12 protein-coding genes and 6 tRNA genes are annotated in these 16,462 nt (G+C 50.1%); 3 read left to right on the plus strand and 15 right to left on the minus strand.

Going from position 1 to position 16,462, the window contains the following annotated elements:
- Nucleotides 1–13: 13 nt before the first annotated feature.
- Nucleotides 14–1,450 carry a tRNA (N6-isopentenyl adenosine(37)-C2)-methylthiotransferase MiaB gene (gene miaB / locus D0Y50_RS06755; protein WP_117318656.1) on the minus strand — a complete coding sequence of 479 codons (1,437 nt, stop codon included), beginning with the start codon at nucleotides 1,448–1,450 and terminating at the stop codon, nucleotides 14–16.
- Between the two features lie 271 nt (nucleotides 1,451–1,721).
- Between miaB and D0Y50_RS06760 the strand changes: the two genes are divergently transcribed.
- Entirely contained in the window at nucleotides 1,722–2,921 is a 1,200-nt protein-coding gene (locus D0Y50_RS06760) for an FAD-dependent monooxygenase (protein WP_117318658.1), read from the plus strand.
- 3 nt (nucleotides 2,922–2,924) lie between these two features.
- Nucleotides 2,925–3,101: a hypothetical protein gene (locus D0Y50_RS19485; protein ID WP_170145460.1), complete on the plus strand. Its 177-nt coding sequence runs from the start codon at nucleotides 2,925–2,927 to the stop codon at nucleotides 3,099–3,101.
- Between the two features lie 15 nt (nucleotides 3,102–3,116).
- Here D0Y50_RS19485 and D0Y50_RS06765 read toward each other — a convergent pair whose 3' ends face one another.
- Nucleotides 3,117–3,698 carry a TetR/AcrR family transcriptional regulator gene (locus D0Y50_RS06765; protein ID WP_117316100.1) on the minus strand — a complete coding sequence of 194 codons (582 nt, stop codon included), beginning with the start codon at nucleotides 3,696–3,698 and terminating at the stop codon, nucleotides 3,117–3,119.
- Between the two features lie 112 nt (nucleotides 3,699–3,810).
- Here D0Y50_RS06765 and D0Y50_RS06770 point away from each other — a divergent pair, with 112 nt between their 5' ends.
- The gene (locus D0Y50_RS06770) at nucleotides 3,811–4,362 is read left to right on the plus strand and encodes a carboxymuconolactone decarboxylase family protein (RefSeq protein WP_117316102.1); all 552 of its coding nucleotides are present in this window, start codon (nucleotides 3,811–3,813) and stop codon (nucleotides 4,360–4,362) included.
- Between the two features lie 70 nt (nucleotides 4,363–4,432).
- Here D0Y50_RS06770 and D0Y50_RS06775 read toward each other — a convergent pair whose 3' ends face one another.
- The 13 genes from D0Y50_RS06775 to D0Y50_RS06835 all read right to left on the minus strand — a co-directional run bounded on the left by D0Y50_RS06775 (nucleotide 4,433) and on the right by D0Y50_RS06835 (nucleotide 15,737).
- A complete protein-coding gene (locus D0Y50_RS06775; protein ID WP_117316104.1) occupies nucleotides 4,433–5,701 on the minus strand; it encodes a sensor histidine kinase in 1,269 nt (422 codons plus the stop codon).
- The gene (locus D0Y50_RS06780; RefSeq protein WP_108566352.1) at nucleotides 5,694–6,374 is read right to left on the minus strand and encodes a response regulator transcription factor; all 681 of its coding nucleotides are present in this window, start codon (nucleotides 6,372–6,374) and stop codon (nucleotides 5,694–5,696) included. The genes D0Y50_RS06775 and D0Y50_RS06780 overlap by 8 nt, the downstream gene beginning before the upstream one ends.
- The gene (locus D0Y50_RS06785; protein ID WP_117316106.1) at nucleotides 6,352–9,513 is read right to left on the minus strand and encodes an efflux RND transporter permease subunit; all 3,162 of its coding nucleotides are present in this window, start codon (nucleotides 9,511–9,513) and stop codon (nucleotides 6,352–6,354) included. The genes D0Y50_RS06780 and D0Y50_RS06785 overlap by 23 nt, the downstream gene beginning before the upstream one ends.
- On the minus strand, nucleotides 9,503–10,858 hold the full coding sequence (locus tag D0Y50_RS06790) for an efflux RND transporter periplasmic adaptor subunit (RefSeq protein WP_117316108.1): 1,356 nt from the start codon (nucleotides 10,856–10,858) through the stop codon (nucleotides 9,503–9,505). Before D0Y50_RS06790 ends, D0Y50_RS06785 begins: the two co-directional genes overlap by 11 nt.
- Nucleotides 10,855–12,216, minus strand: coding sequence for a TolC family protein (locus D0Y50_RS06795; protein WP_117316110.1), 1,362 nt, complete (start codon nucleotides 12,214–12,216; stop codon nucleotides 10,855–10,857). Before D0Y50_RS06795 ends, D0Y50_RS06790 begins: the two co-directional genes overlap by 4 nt.
- A 166-nt stretch (nucleotides 12,217–12,382) precedes the next feature.
- Complete coding sequence (locus D0Y50_RS06800; RefSeq protein WP_108566348.1) at nucleotides 12,383–13,843, minus strand: alanine/glycine:cation symporter family protein; 1,461 nt, start codon at nucleotides 13,841–13,843, stop codon at nucleotides 12,383–12,385.
- A 175-nt stretch (nucleotides 13,844–14,018) separates the two neighbouring features.
- A tRNA-Gln gene (locus D0Y50_RS06805) sits at nucleotides 14,019–14,094 on the minus strand.
- A 49-nt stretch (nucleotides 14,095–14,143) separates the two neighbouring features.
- Nucleotides 14,144–14,220: transfer RNA gene (locus tag D0Y50_RS06810), tRNA-Met, on the minus strand.
- 50 nt (nucleotides 14,221–14,270) lie between these two features.
- Nucleotides 14,271–14,346: transfer RNA gene (locus D0Y50_RS06815), tRNA-Gln, on the minus strand.
- Nucleotides 14,347–14,386: 40 nt separating this feature from the next.
- Nucleotides 14,387–14,462: transfer RNA gene (locus D0Y50_RS06820), tRNA-Gln, on the minus strand.
- Between the two features lie 3 nt (nucleotides 14,463–14,465).
- A tRNA-Leu gene (locus tag D0Y50_RS06825) sits at nucleotides 14,466–14,550 on the minus strand.
- 34 nt (nucleotides 14,551–14,584) lie between these two features.
- Nucleotides 14,585–14,661: transfer RNA gene (locus D0Y50_RS06830), tRNA-Met, on the minus strand.
- 206 nt (nucleotides 14,662–14,867) lie between these two features.
- Nucleotides 14,868–15,737, minus strand: a complete 870-nt coding sequence (locus tag D0Y50_RS06835) for a peptidylprolyl isomerase (RefSeq protein ID WP_117316112.1) — start codon at nucleotides 15,735–15,737, stop codon at nucleotides 14,868–14,870.
- Nucleotides 15,738–16,462: the final 725 nt, after the last annotated feature.

The following is a 16,462-nucleotide window of genomic DNA, read 5'->3' on the forward strand; positions in this document are numbered from 1 at the left end:
TTGTATCCTCGCTTTATGCTGTTGGAACAAATTGGCCTACACCAAGGGTGTCAGGTTGTTCGGGTTGATGTTTCGCGGTAATAGATTGGGGTGAAACCGCTACACGCAACCCCATTTCACTTTCCCGGCGAATCAGGTCACCACGCAATGAGTTGGTGAACACATCTGTTATCTTTACATCAACAAATTCGCCAATCATATCCGGTGTACCTTCAAAATTTACCACCCGGTTATTTTCAGTACGCCCAGATAACTCCATCGGGTTCTTTTTCGATGGCCCTTCTACCAAAATGCGTTGTTCAGTACCTACCATATGCCGTGCAATGCGTAAGGCTTGTTGAGTTATACGCTGTTGCAGTAACTGCAGACGCTGTTTTTTGGTCGCTTCGGTTACATCGTCTACTGCGTCTGCAGCCGGCGTGCCTGGCCGTGCGCTGTAAATAAAACTGAAGCTTAAATCAAAATCCACAGCCTGGATTAAATCCATGGTGGCCTCAAAGTCAGCATCGGTTTCACCCGGAAACCCAATAATGAAGTCAGATGACATACTAATATCAGGACGGACCTTGCGCAGCTTACGTACCTTAGACTTATACTCAATAGCGGTATGGCCCCGTTTCATCAGGGTTAAAATACGATCTGAACCGCTTTGTACAGGCAAATGCAGGTGGCTTACCAGCTCCGGAATAGTGTCATAAGCAGCGATAATATCGTCAGTAAACTCCACCGGGTGTGAGGTGGTGTAGCGTATACGATCAATACCATCAATGGCTGCCACTAATTCCAGCAACTCAGAAAAATAGCACTGGGTGCCATCATGATATTCGCCACGATAGGCATTCACATTCTGTCCCAACAGGTTCACTTCCCGGACCCCTTGTTCCGCCAGTTGCGCCACTTCCAGAATGACATCATCTACCGGCCGGCTTACTTCTTCGCCGCGGGTATAGGGCACCACACAAAATGTGCAGTATTTTGAACAGCCTTCCATTATCGACACAAAGGCCGTGGGGCCATCAGCGCGAGGTTCAGGTAACCGGTCAAATTTTTCAATTTCAGGAAAGCTGATGTCCACCACGGAACCGGCGCCGCCCTGTAATTGTTTAATCATTTCAGGCAAGCGGTGCAAGGTTTGGGGGCCGAACACCAGGTCAACAAACGGCGCTCGCTGGCGGATAGCATCACCTTCTTGTGATGCAACACACCCGCCCACACCAATAATCAGGTCCGGTTTGTCTTGCTTAAGATTTTTCCAGCGGCCTAATTGGTGAAACACTTTTTCCTGCGCTTTTTCGCGAATAGAGCAGGTATTTAACAAAATAACATCAGCGTCTTCTGCTTCTTCAGCGCGCGTGTAGCCATGCGTAGAGTCCAACAGGTCGGCCATTTTGTCCGAGTCATACTCGTTCATCTGGCAGCCCCAGGTTTTGATATACAGCTTCTTGGTCATAGAAAAACCATTATGTAGTTTAACCGGCACCGTTAAATGACCGCCTCGTCCGGGCGTATAAAACGCAAACATTGCGTCACATCAATGTGGTGATAAACCATGCCGGTATATGTTCAAAATAGCCGCGTATTTTACCTGTTATAAGGGCTTTTGCCCAGTGATTGTACGGATTCTTAATCGAAAATCCTGCTTCGTTACGTAACGTAAGGAGGACATCATGACGTTATAGCGGGTTTAGGTCATAATGGTGGCCTTACAGCTAGGAGAGCATATGTACGATTTTTGCGTGAATGGTGCCGGGATGGTCGGTGCAGCTACAGCTTTAGGGTTAGTCCGACAGGGTTATCGCGTGGCTTTGATAGAACCGGATAGGCCACAGCCTTATAATCCGCAGCAGCCGCCTGACATGCGGGTTAGCGCTATATCCCTGGGGTCGGTTGAGCTGCTACGCTCGTTGCAGGCGTGGCAGCATATCCCTGCAGCACGACTGCGTGCCTACGATACCTTATCAGTCTGGGAAGGCCCCACGCAGCGTACCGATTTTACTGCCAGCCTCCTGCAATTGGATGCGTTAGGATACTTTGTTGAAAACCGGCTGGTTCAACTGGCATGCTTGGCCGCTATCGATACCCAGGCAACAGCAGGACAACTTAGCCGCTTTGAGAGTGTACCTACAGCAATTAGCTGGCAGACAAACAGCGCCATTGTCACTTTAGCTAGTGGCGAAAAGCTCGAGGCCAGATGGGTTATTGGCGCGGATGGGGCGCGCTCTAAAGTGCGCCAGTTAGCGGGCATCGGCACTACTGGCTGGCAATACGCGCAGCAAGCGCTGGGAGTGGTAGTAGAAACCGCACAGCAGCAGCCTGACCAAACCTGGCAGGAGTTTCATCCTGAGGGGCCGCGCGCTTTTTTACCCATGTACAATAATTATGGCTCGTTCGTGTGGTATGACACGCCTTCGACGATAAAACAGTTAAAGGCCATGGATAATTCACGTCTGGAAAAAACCATTGCGCAGCGCTTCGCAAGCCAGGTAGGGCCGTTTACCGTACTAGGCAAAGCCGCGTTTCCACTGGCCAGGATGCACGCCCAACAATACGTTAAACAACGGGCTATACTGGTGGGCGATGCGGCCCATACTATTAACCCGCTGGCCGGGCAGGGGGTCAATATTGGCTTTAAAGATGTTGCCGCGCTGCTTAACGTTACAGCTTCATCTCACTTGCAAAGTGGCGATGCGTTAGCGGGTGCAGCCGAAGCAGACCAATCATTTGTGGGTCGCTTAGAAAAACAGTACGAAACACCGCGCAGAGTCGACAACCTGGCCATGATGTCGGCAATGGATGGCCTTTACCTCTTGTTTGGCAACGCGTTGCCCCCCATAAAATGGTTACGGGGGAACATCTTAAAAGTTGCCCAACACACTGATTTTGGAAAACGACAGATCCTGCGATATGCAGTAGGGATGTAGTGTATGGAAGTGTTAATTATTCTTGGGGTATTACTGGTAGCCTTGCTGATCATTGTGCCACTAATAGAACGCTCGAAGATGCGAATTAGCAGTGAAACCGCGGGTAAACTATCGCGTTGGATATGGCCACTGATAATGGTCTCACTGGTCATACAACTGATTATGATGATAGCCAGATAGGCCGGCGGTACGCATTTATGAGGCCGGCCACTCACTTTGTAAATCGATGATCAGTTTATCAATAAAGTACATCACCTGTTCGTCATCGTTGGCAAAATAGGCCGCATTGCGTAGGCCCACAAACTGAATCTGTAACCACTGGCCTACCTGGGCGGGCGCAACTTCGCCGCTTATCAGTGATTTTTCCTGTAACGCTGCTGCCAATCCAATAAAGCCCTGCAGCATTTTAGCCATGGCATGTTCTAGTGCCTGGGCGGCGCGATCTTCCAGTTTACTGCTTTGAGCTAAAGCATTTAACAGCAAGCATTGGCGCTGGTAGCGCAGTTCAGCCGGCTTGATTAGCTCTTGTCGGAACATATCACGGGTAGCCTCAAATCCATCCTCGCTTTGAGCGGTTTGTTCCAGGCGCGCCAGAATCTGTTCGGCATAATGCACAATAACTTTTTCAAACAATTCTGATTTGCCCTGAAAACGTGAATACAAGCTGCCCGGACGTAAATCCAGTGCCTGTTGGATATCACGCATACTGGTTGCCTGGTAACCTTTTTGCCAAAAAAGTTCGGTAGCTTTATCTAATAGCGTATTTGGTTCGTACATCGTTATTACTCAGTCTTTATTTAAACTATTTGAACAAATGTTCAAGTAAGGGGTTGAACAAGCGTTCAAGCAGCCCCATTATATTGTGGAACGCAACCTTTAGGAGATGCAAATGACAGATTTTACACTTTATGATGAAAGCAATGCCCCAGAGAAGTCAAAGCCGTTATTGAAAGAGTCGCAAAAAGCTTTTGGCATGATTCCAAACCTGCACGCTGTAATGGCCGAAGCCCCAACATTATTGGAAGGGTATCAGAAATTACACGAGCTGGCGCAGCAAACCTCGTTCAATAAAGAAGAATTAACAGTAGTTTGGCAAACAGTAAATGTTGAACATGATTGCCATTACTGTGTACCTGCCCATACGGGTATCGCGAAAAGCATGCAGGTAGATGACAATCTTATCCAGGAATTGCGCGGCGATAAAACATTGTCTGATGCTAAACTCAATACACTGAAAAATACGGTTCTGGCATTAACCCGCGGACGCGGTAATGTTGAGCAAAGTGTTATTAATGAGTTTTTTGATGCCGGCTATGCGCAGCAGCAATTACTGGAGATTATTGTTATTCTGGCCCAAAAGGTAATGAGTAACTACACCAATCACCTGGCAGATACGCCGGTGGATGAACCGTTTAAAAAGTTTGCCTGGTCACGTGACTAGTACTAACGCCCGGTAATCTTGGAAAAAGCGCCTTTTGTTGGCGCTTTTTTATTGGCTGAACCACGAGATTTTATGCCACGGGAGTAAGGTGCAGCGTAACCCGATAACCCTGGGTTAGCCGTGCTACCGTATAGACCCATCCCAGCCGGGCGGTTAAGCGGTCGACCAGTTCCAGGCCCAGTCCATAACCTGTTTCCTGGGGCGCGCCTTCATCATTTTGCGCGCTACTATTTTCCACTACTATGGATAACTGCTGCTGATGCACGGTGACCGTACCACTTTGGGTATGCTGAAAAGCATTGCGAATAATATTTCCTAACACAATACGCAGTGCGGTGACCGGTAGCTGGGCGTGATAGCTATCGGTTTCCAGTTGCACCTTTACCTGTTTGCTGTTTAACAAGTAATTCAGTTCATGACATAGCTGGGTAACCAGCTGGCCCGGTTGAGTAGCCTGGTAATGTAGCGCGTCGGTTTGGGGCCGGCCTAACCACAATAGGGTTTCAGTCAGGTCGGTCATGGTATGCGAGGCATGACTGATACGCTGGATAACCCGTTGCCCCTTATCCCCAGACACATCCGGCAAGCGATGCAGTAAATCCACACTGGAGCGAATCACGGCAATGGGCGTGCGTAGTTCGTGGCTGGCATGACTGACAAATTCTTTTTCCCGGTGTAGCACCTGACGGACATTTTGCAGACTGCCATGGGTGAGTCTGGCCAACTCATCCAGCTCTTTGTATCTGAACGGCGGTATAGGTAAGTCGAGTGTTTTTTCGTCCAGTTCGGCTGCCCAGTTTTTTAGTCGTTCCACCGGCCTGGCCACACTGCGCATCAGGATCAGTAACATGCATGAGAATAATACCAGCGCGCCAAGACCCACCAATAGCGATACACCTTCATGGGAAATAGCGAATAGCCGGTCTTGTTTTATCCGCGGTGGGCGAAATACCTGGGCAACAAATTTTTCTTCGCCTTGTTCTGTGCGAAGCTTTACCACAAACAGCGCGCCCCGGGGACGAAAGAAAATAAAATCCCGGTCAACTTTTTTATGCAGCCGAAAGGGTTGCATTTGGGCGGCATCGAAGGTGCTGGTGATACTGTGTGGCAAATCTTGCCAGTCAGCCGCAATAATATAGTTAAGCACCTGTTTGGGTTCGCCGGATTTCACCTGGGTCTGAAGCCCGGCCGAGACCATCGTACCGCGTTGCATGCCATCCATGCCTTCAAAAAAATTATTCGCCGCCAACCACGATAATGCAGAAATTAATACAGTGCCCATGATTAGCAGGGCAGCCAGCACATAGCGTCGCAAGCTTAATTTAATACCATTAACCATGCTCACCAACCTGTAACAGTAGGCGGAAACCGGCGCCTGGCTGGGATACTACTGACACGCTGTCTTGTACCGACAGCGCTTTACGAAGATGATGCATGTGGACTTTAAGGCTATTACTGTCAGGCCGTTCATCCCCCCAAATAGCCTGTTCCAGTGAATCGCGGCTAACCGGCTGAGGCGTGGCGCGCAACAATTGTTCAAGGATGATCAGTACCGTAGGGCTCAGCTTAACCGGTTTTTCATTAATAAAAGCCTGCCGTTGCGTAACGTTCAGTGTCACCGGGCCGCTGGATAACTGTTTTATCTGCCCGCTGCGGCGCAATGCCAGTACCTGCACCCGGGCCACCAGCTCAGCCATGGCAAAAGGTTTCACCAGATAATCATCTGCGCCACGGGCAAAACCGGTTAGTTTGTCGTCCAGTTGATCCCGGGCAGTAAGCATTATTACCGGCGTATCGTTACCCTGTTCACGCAGGCGCTGGCATACCGATAAACCGTCCAGTTGCGGCAGGTTGATATCCAGTATCACTACGCCGTAGCAGCCAGATTGCAATAACTGAAGGGCGGCCATGCCATTGCTGGCATGATCGCAATACAGCTCCTCCAGCTCCAGATAATCAATAATATTACCCGCCAGGTCGGGATCATCTTCAACCAGCAGTAGGTTGGTCATGGGGTTCTCCAGTGTTCGCCCGGTTACGTTGGCGTAACTTACCAAGTAGGTGACGGATATCTTCGTTTATCAGTAATAGCGCCGGAATAAGCAATAAGGTAATACCGGTGGCAAACAGAATACCATAACCGAGCGAGGCCGCAGCCGGGATCAAAAATTGGGCTTGTTTTGAGGTTTCGCCCAGGATGGGGTAAAGCCCGGCAAAGGTCGTTACTGAGGTGAGTAATACCGCCCGTAATCGGCTGGTACAGGCTTCCAGAATAGCCTCGTGGATCGCCACATTGGCCTGGCGCAGGCTGTTATACCGGGAAACCAGTAGTAACGAGTCGTTCACTACGACGCCGCTGAGGGCAAGAATTCCATTCAAAGACAACAGGCTTAGCATCAGCCCATTACTCCAGTGACCCAAAATAGCACCGACAATGCCAAAGGGGATGGCAGTCATTATGATCAGGGGCTGAATATACGATTTTAACGGAATCGCGAGCAGCGCATAGATTCCTATCAGCGCAAGAATAAACACGGTTTGCATTGAGCTCTGGGTTTCTTCCTGTTGTTCTGCTTCGCCAGCAAAATGCACGGATAAGTCGGAATACTGCCGGGTTAATATCGGCACCAGCTCGCTATTAAGTTTGCTAACCAGTTCGGTTGACGTGATGCTATCACTTTGCACCGAAGCGGCAATGGTAAGGGCGCGAAGGCCATCAATTCGTGTGATTTGCTTTTGCTGAGTATCGGGAATAATTTGCGCTATATCGCTTAATGACACCACGGTGTTATCGGGAAGCCGTACGCGGGCAGTTAGGATATCTGCCGGGTTGGTACGATCTTCTTCAGGGTAGCGCACCCGCACCTTCACTTCGTTTTTATCATGCAGGTAGCGTTGTACGATCTCGCCCCCGAAAGCACGTAAAAGTTGCTGGGACAATGTTTGGGTGTCCATGCCCAGCGCCCGGCCCTGAGGGGTCAGTTCGAAGCGCAACATTGCTTCTCCTGGGGTTAACGAGCTTTCGATGCTATGCACGCCATCAATGGCAGCTAGCGTGCTACGAAACTGACTTTCCGCAGCAATTAAGGTGTCATCACTAATGCTCTTTAGCTCTACCTGAAAAGCATTCACCATTTCCCTGCGGGATTGAATTTTAAGCTGCTTCACACCTTCGGGATTGCCCGCCAGTTGCCGCCACGTCGTGGCCAGTTCATCAAGCGTATAGGGCTTGTCACTAACCAGTTCGGCTACCAGGGAGCCAGCCTGATCGCCTGATGCTGCCACCTGTAGACTTTTGATCCCACTGCCAGTGGCAGCGTGTTCCTGCATAAGTTGTTTATCTGCCTGATTTACCGCATTTTCCAGGCGCAGCAAATTGGCCTGCGTTTGGCCAAAACTGGCATCAGAATGTAGCGTCATCGATGCTTCCACCGTGTCGCCCGGCATACTGGGAAAGAAGCCCACTCGTACAGCGCCAGACATAGGCATACTAAGCACTAGAATAAGTAAAGTGATAAAGCCAGCCACCGCGGCATAGCGGTATAGCATCACTTTTTGCAAAACGGGCCGGTACAACCGGTCCCGCACCCAGCTTAATCCACTGTCGGCTTTATTTTGAATATTCCCCCAGATACCGGCAATACCTTTACCTGGTTTACGATGTGTCGGTAAATGGGCCAGATGCGCTGGAAGAATCAGTTTGGACTCTACCACCGACAATAGCAGGCATAAGGTGACAATAGTGCCAAACTGGGAATACAGCTTGCCTAAGTTGCCTTCTACATTCGACAGGGCGAAAAAAGTCGCTACGGTAGTAAGCACACCAAACAGGGTAGGTATGGCCACGCGCATAGTGCCCCGCACGGTATTGCCCAGGGTATCGCCAAACCGTTGACGGGTATCATAAATACTCTCGCCGACGACCACCGCATCGTCTACTACAATCCCCAGCGCCATAATAAACCCAAAGGTGGTCATTTCGTTGATGGTCATGCCGGTGAAATCATCGGTCATAAAAAACAGGGTGCCGAAAAAGATGAAAGGTAAGCCGGCCGCGACCCAAAACGCCACGCGCAGATTTAAAAATAGCGCCAGCGTTACAAATACCAATACGATGCCGGTCATCGCATTACTGGTAAGCAGGGTTAACCGCTCTGTAATCAATGTGCTTTTGTCGTACCAGGTTTCCAGTTCGACGCCATCCGGTAATAGCCCTTCTTCGTGCCATTGCTGCACTACGGCGTTGGCCTGTTCGACCATTTTTACTACGTCACCGTTCTCGTCCATTACCAGTTGAATGCCATAACCGTTGCTGCCGTTGTAACGCGACAAACTAAAGGTATCGTCGGCGAAAATGTCGGTAACATTAGCCACATCGCCAATAGTTAAATAGGTCCCCGCCGTATTGGTGAGTAAAGGAATATTGGCGAAATCTTTGGCGTAGTAAGCTTGCTCTGAGGCTTTCAGGCGAATGACCTTTTGCTCGTTTCGCAGGGAAGTGGTTAAGGCAGTAGCAGACTCCTGGTTTATGGCCTGCGACACGTCAGACAGAGTCAGGTTATACGCTTGCAGACGCGCTTCATCGATTTCCACCGATATCATAGGATCGGTGAAGTGAGGCGTACTGACTTCGCGTATCCCGGTTTGCGCTAACAAGTCCCGCTCCAGGCTTTCGCCCAGCTTTTGCAAGGTCGCATGATTGGTATCACCATACAGCTGAACCCAGATCACATGTTCTTGTCGGCGGCCTTTACTGATAACCGGATTTTCCGCATCCGAAGGAAAGTTGTAAATGCTGTCTACCTGAGTTTTAACGTCCGTCAGTAAGGTGTCTAAGTCATAGTCGCTTTCTTTTTCTACCTGCACTGTGGCGCCGTTAGCGGATGAGGTTGAGGTAATGCGTTTAATCCCAGGTACCGCCTCAAGCGCGTTTTCAATATTAATCGCGATGCCTTCTTCAGCCTGCTTAGCGTCACCGCTGTCATAGGTCATCGAGATGGTTACAAAACGTGGCTCCATGGCAGGAAAAGCTTCTTTGCGAATATCAGTAAGCGAGGCGATGCCCAGAATAATCATACCGAGCATAAGTAAATTAGCCGCCACTGGGTTACGCGCAAACCATGCAATAATGCCAGTTTGGTTAGTTTCCATTTACGCTCTCCTCAACGGGGGTTACCCGCATGTTGGGTAAATAGTTGTTCAGCGGCCTGGCTACAATGCGCAGGCCGGTAGGGGCAGAGTGAGCCGCGGAAGATTGCCCCTCGGACAGGTTTTCCAACGGCTGAATATAGGCGGCGTCACCGCGTTGAAAAAGTACCGTGGGGGAAAACTTCGCCAACGTGTTGTCAGGCTTTACATACCAGACTTCCTGTTGCTGCGAGATAGCGGTGGCGGGAATACGCCATACTTGCGGCCAGGTTTTTCCCGCGATCGTAGCTTCTACATAGGTACCAAAATACAGCGGTGATGCTTGGCTCAGGGGCTGCGCTAGGGTAATGATTACGCTGCGCTGGCGTGTATCACTGGCAAGTGTTTGTTCTACCCGATGAATGCTTCCCTGCCAGGTAGCCGAATGCTGCATATCGTTAAGGGTGGCAGTCCATGGGCTGTCTGCCAGGGTGTCTACGCCGGGTAAGCTTTGCCATTGTTGGGCCGACAACGCCACCGCTACCTGAGCGGTATGGGTGGAATATAAAGTAGCAATGGGGGAACCGGTTTGCACAAAACTACCTGGCTGAATATCCCGGCTAACTACTACCGCATCAAAAGGAGCGGTGATTTGGGTATATTGCAAGTCGCGGCGGGCGCTTGCTAAGGTCGCCTGGGCTTGCTCTAAATTGGCGGTAGCCGCTGCCAACTGCGGAGCACGTAAAACCAAAGCCGAAGCCGGTTCGCCTGTAAGCCCGGAGCGACGCCATTCATCGGCAGCTTGGTCGCCCTGCAGGCGCTCCTCTTCCAGCGCTACAATAGCTTCTTCTACCCCAGCTTTTGCAATCGCTACTGCCTGCACATAATCGGTATCATCAAGCTGGGCAATCACTTCGCCTTTTTGTACAAAGCGACCCGTTAAAAAGTTATCAGACAATGCTTGTATTTGCCCGCTTACCTGGGCGGTAAGAGACAAATTAAACAGCGGCTGCACCTCCCCATAACCGGTAACAGAGGCCTGGTGCGGCTGGGCACTTGCCATGATGACACCCACCTCGGGTGCAGTGCTTTGACGCTTCGCGTTGCCTGCCTGGGTACCCCCGGGGCGGCGTTGCTGCGCCTCATTATCGGCCAGTAACGTTGGCTCGCCAGCGCGGGCAACCTTGGGCTGGGCTCGAACAGCCGATTTATCTGCGTCAACCGGCTTTTGGGGCACCGCATCGGCACTGGTTGCAGCCTGTCGGGGTGGGCCGGGGGGCGAAAACTGGTTGGTTAAAAACAGCACAGCCGCCACCATTGCTGCGCACGCAGTCAGGGTGACAAGAAACGTTTTTTGTCGTGGTGTCATGACGATACTCCCAGGCCCAGAGCCTGACCTAAATCAATTCTATTGGATAACTGGTTGCGTTGTAGCTGAACTAGCTGCGCCTGAAGATCGAAGCGGGTTTGATAGACCGACAATAAGTCAAGAATATCTACCAATCCCTGCCGGTACTGATTGGCGTAACTTTGGGCGCTACGGGTGGCATTCGCCAGGGCCTGGCGTAAATGGTTTTGGCGTACACTAAGGCTTTGCTCAAGGCTGAGGGTGTCTTCTACCTCTTGTACGGCGTTTAGCAATGTTTCCTGATAAACCCACCAACTATTCACCGTATCCAGTTCGGCTATCTGCGCATTGGCTTTAAGTTTTCCGCCTTGGAAGAGGGGCGCAGTAAGAGACCCTAACAGTGTCCATACCGGATCCTTTAGCAAAGCAGCACTGGGACTTAAACCTTCATCAGATAACGCGCCGCTGATATTAAGTGAAGGAAGCAGTGCTTTATAAGCTGCTTGCTGGGTGGATTCCGAGCTGAGCAGGCTTTGGTAGGCACTTATTAAGTCAGGCCGTTGAGCCAGGTTTTGTTGCGACATTCCAGGTAAGGGGGCAACCACTTCGGGAAAGGTCTGGGCGGTAACTAAAGCGTCCAGATCTGGCTGGGGGCGGCCTATCAGAACGGCTAAATTACGTTGTGCAGTTTGCAGGTTGTTTTGATATTCAGCAAGGTTAGCTTGAGAGGTTGCACTGCTGGTACGGGCTGTGTCCAAGTCGTTAAGGCTACCCAGGCCATTGCGATAGCGGGTTAAAATAATCGACTCGCTATTTTGCAACACCTCTAAACGTTGCCGCTCAATGGCGATTAACGGCTGTTGGGCAATCACTTCTAAATAGCCCTGGATAACACTGGCTGCCAGCGTATTCTGCGCTGCCAGATAATCTGCTGCACTGGCTTGGGCAGCAAAACTGGCGGCATCTGTGCTATCTGCCAGCTTTTGCCATAAATCTAACTCCCAGCTGACAGTGATATCTGTGGCATACCGAGTTTGCGAGGCTTCAGCATTGACGCCCTGCAAAGTCGCCGAGACCTGCGGGAGCTGATCTGCACCTACGCTAGTTTGCCTTAAGCGAGCTTGCTGTAGGGTGATCAGGGTTTGCTGTACCCCGGGGTTATTGGCCAGGGCTTCTGCAATCAAATCGGATACGACGGGTAAGTCAATCAGCTCGACCAGGGTTTGTGCCGCGACCCCTTGTTCTGGTGTCTGCGACCATGGCTTTAGTTCCGTGAGCGTTTGCTCGCTACGCTTACTGTAGGTTGTGTCAGGCAGGCTGCTGCAGCCCACTAATACGGCGGCAACACTCAGCGCAAATAGAGAAGAGAAAACCTTCATATACTGCTCTTATCAAACATAATGATGACAGCATAATAAAGGTGCGGTTAAAGCAGGGTTAAAGCGCTAAACCGGGAGCATAAAAAAACACAAAAAAGCCACCCGCCGCAAGGCGTAGTGGCTTTTTACTGACTAAAGGTAGACAGGGTAGAGGTTAACCTTCGGTTTACCAGATGCCCTTTTCAGATTTGCCCTGAATCTGGCAATCACCATTAGCATATTCGGGCCGCTCGCCCCGATCCATTTTGGTGAAATAATCTCGGCATACAGAAACAATTGTGGGAGTTAACCACACAATAGCAATGATATTAATAACCGACATTAATCCAAGGGCCATATCGGCCATCGCCCAAACGGTAGGTAATGCGGCCATAGAACCCCATAAAATCATAGCCAGATACCCCACGGTATAGACCAACCGGCCCGGTTTGTTATCAAGCTTAAAGATGTGCAGGTTACTTTCGCCATACGCATAATTTGCCACCACGGAGGTAAATGCAAAAAGACATATTGCCGCAGAGATAAAGTCTGTTCCTGAGGCCCCCAGATGTATACTCAGTGCTTCCTGAGTCAGGCCAATTCCGCCCATGCCTTCGGCGGCGTTTTCTTTACCCGCCAGCAAGATGATAAATGCCGTACAGGTACATAAAATCATAGTGTCGAAAAACACCCCGAGCATTTGTACGTAGCCTTGCGATACCGGATGGTTTGGGTTAGGCGCTGCTCCAGCGGCGGCGTGAGGCACACTACCTGAGCCCGCTTCATTGGAATACAGCCCGCGCTGAATACCATTTTTGATAGCCGCCCCCAGTGCTCCCGCGCCAGCTTCCTCTAACCCAAAGGCAGAATTAATGATATGCATAATCATGCCAGGCAACTCGGATGCATTGGTAAACGTTACGAATAAGGCCACCAGAATATAGCCTACGCCCATGAAGGGAACCGCCAGCTCGGCAAAACGGGCGATACCCCGTAAGCCTCCCACCACTATCATTGCCGCTAAGCCGATAATCGCCAACCCACTATAAAGAGTAGGAATTGCGTAGGCATTTTCCAAAGCATCGGTAATGGTATTGGCCTGCACAGCGCTGAATATAAAGCCGTAACCCAGGAACAGGCACAACGAAAAGGCAATGGCTAACCAGGTTTTATTCAGCCCCTGCTTTATATAGTAGGCAGGGCCGCCGCGAAACTCGCCATTGTCGTCTTTTACTTTATACAACTGGCCTAACACACTTTCGGCAAAACCTGTGGCCATACCGATAAGGGCGATCATCCACATCCAGAAAACGGCACCGGCCCCACCCAGGGAAATGGCTACCGCCACCCCGGCAAGATTGCCGGTTCCTACGCGGGCAGACAAGCTGGTACACAGCGCTTGAAAGGAACTGATGCCTTCGGTGGTGGCGGTGGTGCTGCCTTTCATAATAGAAAACATATGTCCGAAATGACGGATTTGGACACCGCGTAGTTTCCAGGTAAACCAGATACCACAGAAAACCAGCATATAGATAAGCAGGGGGCCGGTGGCGAAATCAACATTCCCAAGTACCGGGAGTTGCTGGTTGAAGGCCAGACCATCTCCCCACAGCACGTTGTTCACGGCTGCGACAATTTTATCAATCACTTATGTTCCCTTGGATAAATTTTTTAATGGCTGGCTATCTTACCATGTGAGGTTTAAACCGTAAGTAGCCCGATAATGTTTAGTGCGTAGTTATGCAGTTAAATGTCATAACTTGTCTGGGGTAGTTACGGGAGTAGAGCAAAATGGGAGCAGCGCAGAAGGAGAAAAAAAGGAATGGCTGGGGTAGCTGGACTCGAACCAACGAATAACGGGATCAAAACCCGCTGCCTTACCAACTTGGCTATACCCCAACAACAAAGGGCGTATTAGCAGGGCGCTAATACCTATCTTAAATAAAAATGGTGGCTACGGCGAGATTCGAACTTGCGACCCCATCATTATGAGTGATGTGCTCTAACCAACTGAGCTACGTAGCCAAATTTTTATAAAGACAAAAAAACCGGTCAAGCGGACCGGTTTTCGGATATGGCTGGGGTAGCTGGACTCGAACCAACGAATAACGGGATCAAAACCCGCTGCCTTACCAACTTGGCTATACCCCAGTTGATAACCACGCAGCGACTGCGCAATTACTTAGAAAAATGGCTGGGGTAGCTGGACTCGAACCAACGAATAACGGGATCAAAACCCGCTGCCTTACCAACTTGGCTATACCCCAACATGGTGCGGAAGGAGAGACTTGAACTCTCACGCCGTGAAGCACTGGAACCTAAATCCAGCGTGTCTACCAATTCCACCACTTCCGCACTGTTGAAACTTCTTAAATGAAAAGATAAAAAGTGGTGGCTACGGCGAGATTCGAACTTGCGACCCCATCATTATGAGTGATGTGCTCTAACCAACTGAGCTACGTAGCCTTACGTTTTTTCTCTTCCCCTTCAGGAAGTGGCGCGTATTATGCGAATATGAGTGGTGTCCGTCAACCCCTTTTTTACTAACTTTTTCTAAATGCTCACAATGTGTACTGAAATGCGGATATTCCCCGCACTATGGTGGAAAAGTCGCCAGATTTCAGTGCAATTCGCCGCAGTTATTCTCTGTTCTGGCCAAGGAGGCTGAAGCTTCAATACTCACGAACTTCTGTCATATAATAGCAAATATCAATTGGCCGTGGAGCCAGTGCATCATCAACAAAGAATGCATTGTTCAGTAAGCGGCCCTGCGCTACCTTTTTTTGATAAGCAGAATGGCCGGGTAACTGAACTTTGAACTGACGCCGTTTTGCTACGGGTAACTCGCTACCGAGATTAGCAAAAATTAACTCGCTGTTCTCCTCAAAGTCGTTGATCATTCCGTTATTCTCGAGGTTGCCACGGGGCAGTTTTTGTAGCGTATCCATGCCGGCTACCACCCGACCAAAAACACTCATGTTGCGGTCTAAATGGCGGGGCGCCTGACCCATCACCACGAAAAAGTCGGTGGTAGCGGTATCTTTTTTGTTGTCTCTGGCCATAGCTACCATACCAGGACAATGCGTTAGCCAATAACGTTGTCGGTCGGGGGTAGTGCCAGCTGGAAAGCCATTGATGAACCCGGCTACCGGAGCGAAAGGAGCCGGACGTTCTACCTCGTAGAATCCTTCAACATCGTTTGCTGTAAACTCGGCGGGTAGGGGGGAGGTGGAGGCGTTTTTTCGGTGCGTATTGTTAGCTCCGGCCTGGGCGACGAAACCTTCAACCACACGATAGAAATAACGATTATTGTAAAAGCCGGTTTGTACCAGGTTTTTAAACCGGGCCACGTGCTGGGGCGCAATGGAATCGGTCAGTGCAATCACCACCTGTCCATGGGCAGTTTGCAAATAAACCAAATCTTTTTGGGGTATATCGTACCAAAAACTCGCATCCGCAGGGTTCTCTGCTACCGTATCAAACGAAAGGCTGCCGATAAAAACTAAAATAATCAACGCAAAGGAAGCGCGATGGTGTTGCATGTGGTGATTCCTGTTTGAAAAAAGCAGATAAGTAAAACGTTGCTATACATACCGCGGCCGTGCACAGTGAAAAATGCCATGCGGCCCAGCTTAATGCAGCAGGTATTATCTATGGTATTTACTCCCCACACAAACACCTTGCCAGTTTGCGCGCAAGAAACCACGTAGAAGACACCGCCCGCCAATGTTGAACACAGTTTGTATCATCGCTGCCGGGGTAGTAAGCCCTTCGATAGGTAGCCATCTTAATAGACACCCACTCACCTCAATAGACACCTAAGGCATGTTTTGTCTCAGAGTCGTAGCGGTAGACACCCACCAGTTCTGTTTGTCTTGGCTCGGTATTCGCGACTCGTTTAAAACCCTTAGAATAGCGCTGGGTTAAAACGGCTAGCCGCCGATCAGTTGACTCTAGTACATCTCAATAGACACCCACCGCATGTTTTGCCTCAGAGTCGTAGCGGTAGAGACCCACCAGCTCTGTTTGTCTTGGCTTGGTATTCGCCACTCGTTTAGAACCCTTAGAATAGCGCTGGGTTAAACGGCTAGCCGCCGATCAGTTGACTCTAGTACATCTCAATAGACACCCACCGTTCGATAAGAGATGAACCGAGATCGCGCTCGTATTTATGTGAGGAGTGTATTGGAATAGCCTATAGCGGATAAGCATCTAGCAACCGCTATCTGTATACAGTGCAAAGGAACCATTCCTTTTTCAGTATTAT

It is taken from the genome of Salinimonas sediminis (assembly GCF_003429285.1).
GTDB lineage: Bacteria > Pseudomonadota > Gammaproteobacteria > Enterobacterales > Alteromonadaceae > Alteromonas > Alteromonas indica.

Coding starts and splice junctions, on each gene's coding strand:
- D0Y50_RS06780 (WP_108566352.1), bottom strand. CDS start 6,374: ATGACCAACCTACTGCTGGTTGAAGATGATCCCGACCTGGCGGGTAAT.
- D0Y50_RS06790 (WP_117316108.1), bottom strand. CDS start 10,858: ATGACACCACGACAAAAAACGTTTCTTGTCACCCTGACTGCGTGCGCA.
- D0Y50_RS06765 (WP_117316100.1), bottom strand. CDS start 3,698: ATGTACGAACCAAATACGCTATTAGATAAAGCTACCGAACTTTTTTGG.
- D0Y50_RS06770 (WP_117316102.1), top strand. CDS start 3,811: ATGACAGATTTTACACTTTATGATGAAAGCAATGCCCCAGAGAAGTCA.
- D0Y50_RS06775 (WP_117316104.1), bottom strand. CDS start 5,701: ATGGTTAATGGTATTAAATTAAGCTTGCGACGCTATGTGCTGGCTGCC.
- D0Y50_RS06795 (WP_117316110.1), bottom strand. CDS start 12,216: ATGAAGGTTTTCTCTTCTCTATTTGCGCTGAGTGTTGCCGCCGTATTA.
- D0Y50_RS06760 (WP_117318658.1), top strand. CDS start 1,722: ATGTACGATTTTTGCGTGAATGGTGCCGGGATGGTCGGTGCAGCTACA.
- D0Y50_RS06835 (WP_117316112.1), bottom strand. CDS start 15,737: ATGCAACACCATCGCGCTTCCTTTGCGTTGATTATTTTAGTTTTTATC.
- D0Y50_RS06785 (WP_117316106.1), bottom strand. CDS start 9,513: ATGGAAACTAACCAAACTGGCATTATTGCATGGTTTGCGCGTAACCCA.
- D0Y50_RS19485 (WP_170145460.1), top strand. CDS start 2,925: ATGGAAGTGTTAATTATTCTTGGGGTATTACTGGTAGCCTTGCTGATC.
- miaB (WP_117318656.1), bottom strand. CDS start 1,450: ATGACCAAGAAGCTGTATATCAAAACCTGGGGCTGCCAGATGAACGAG.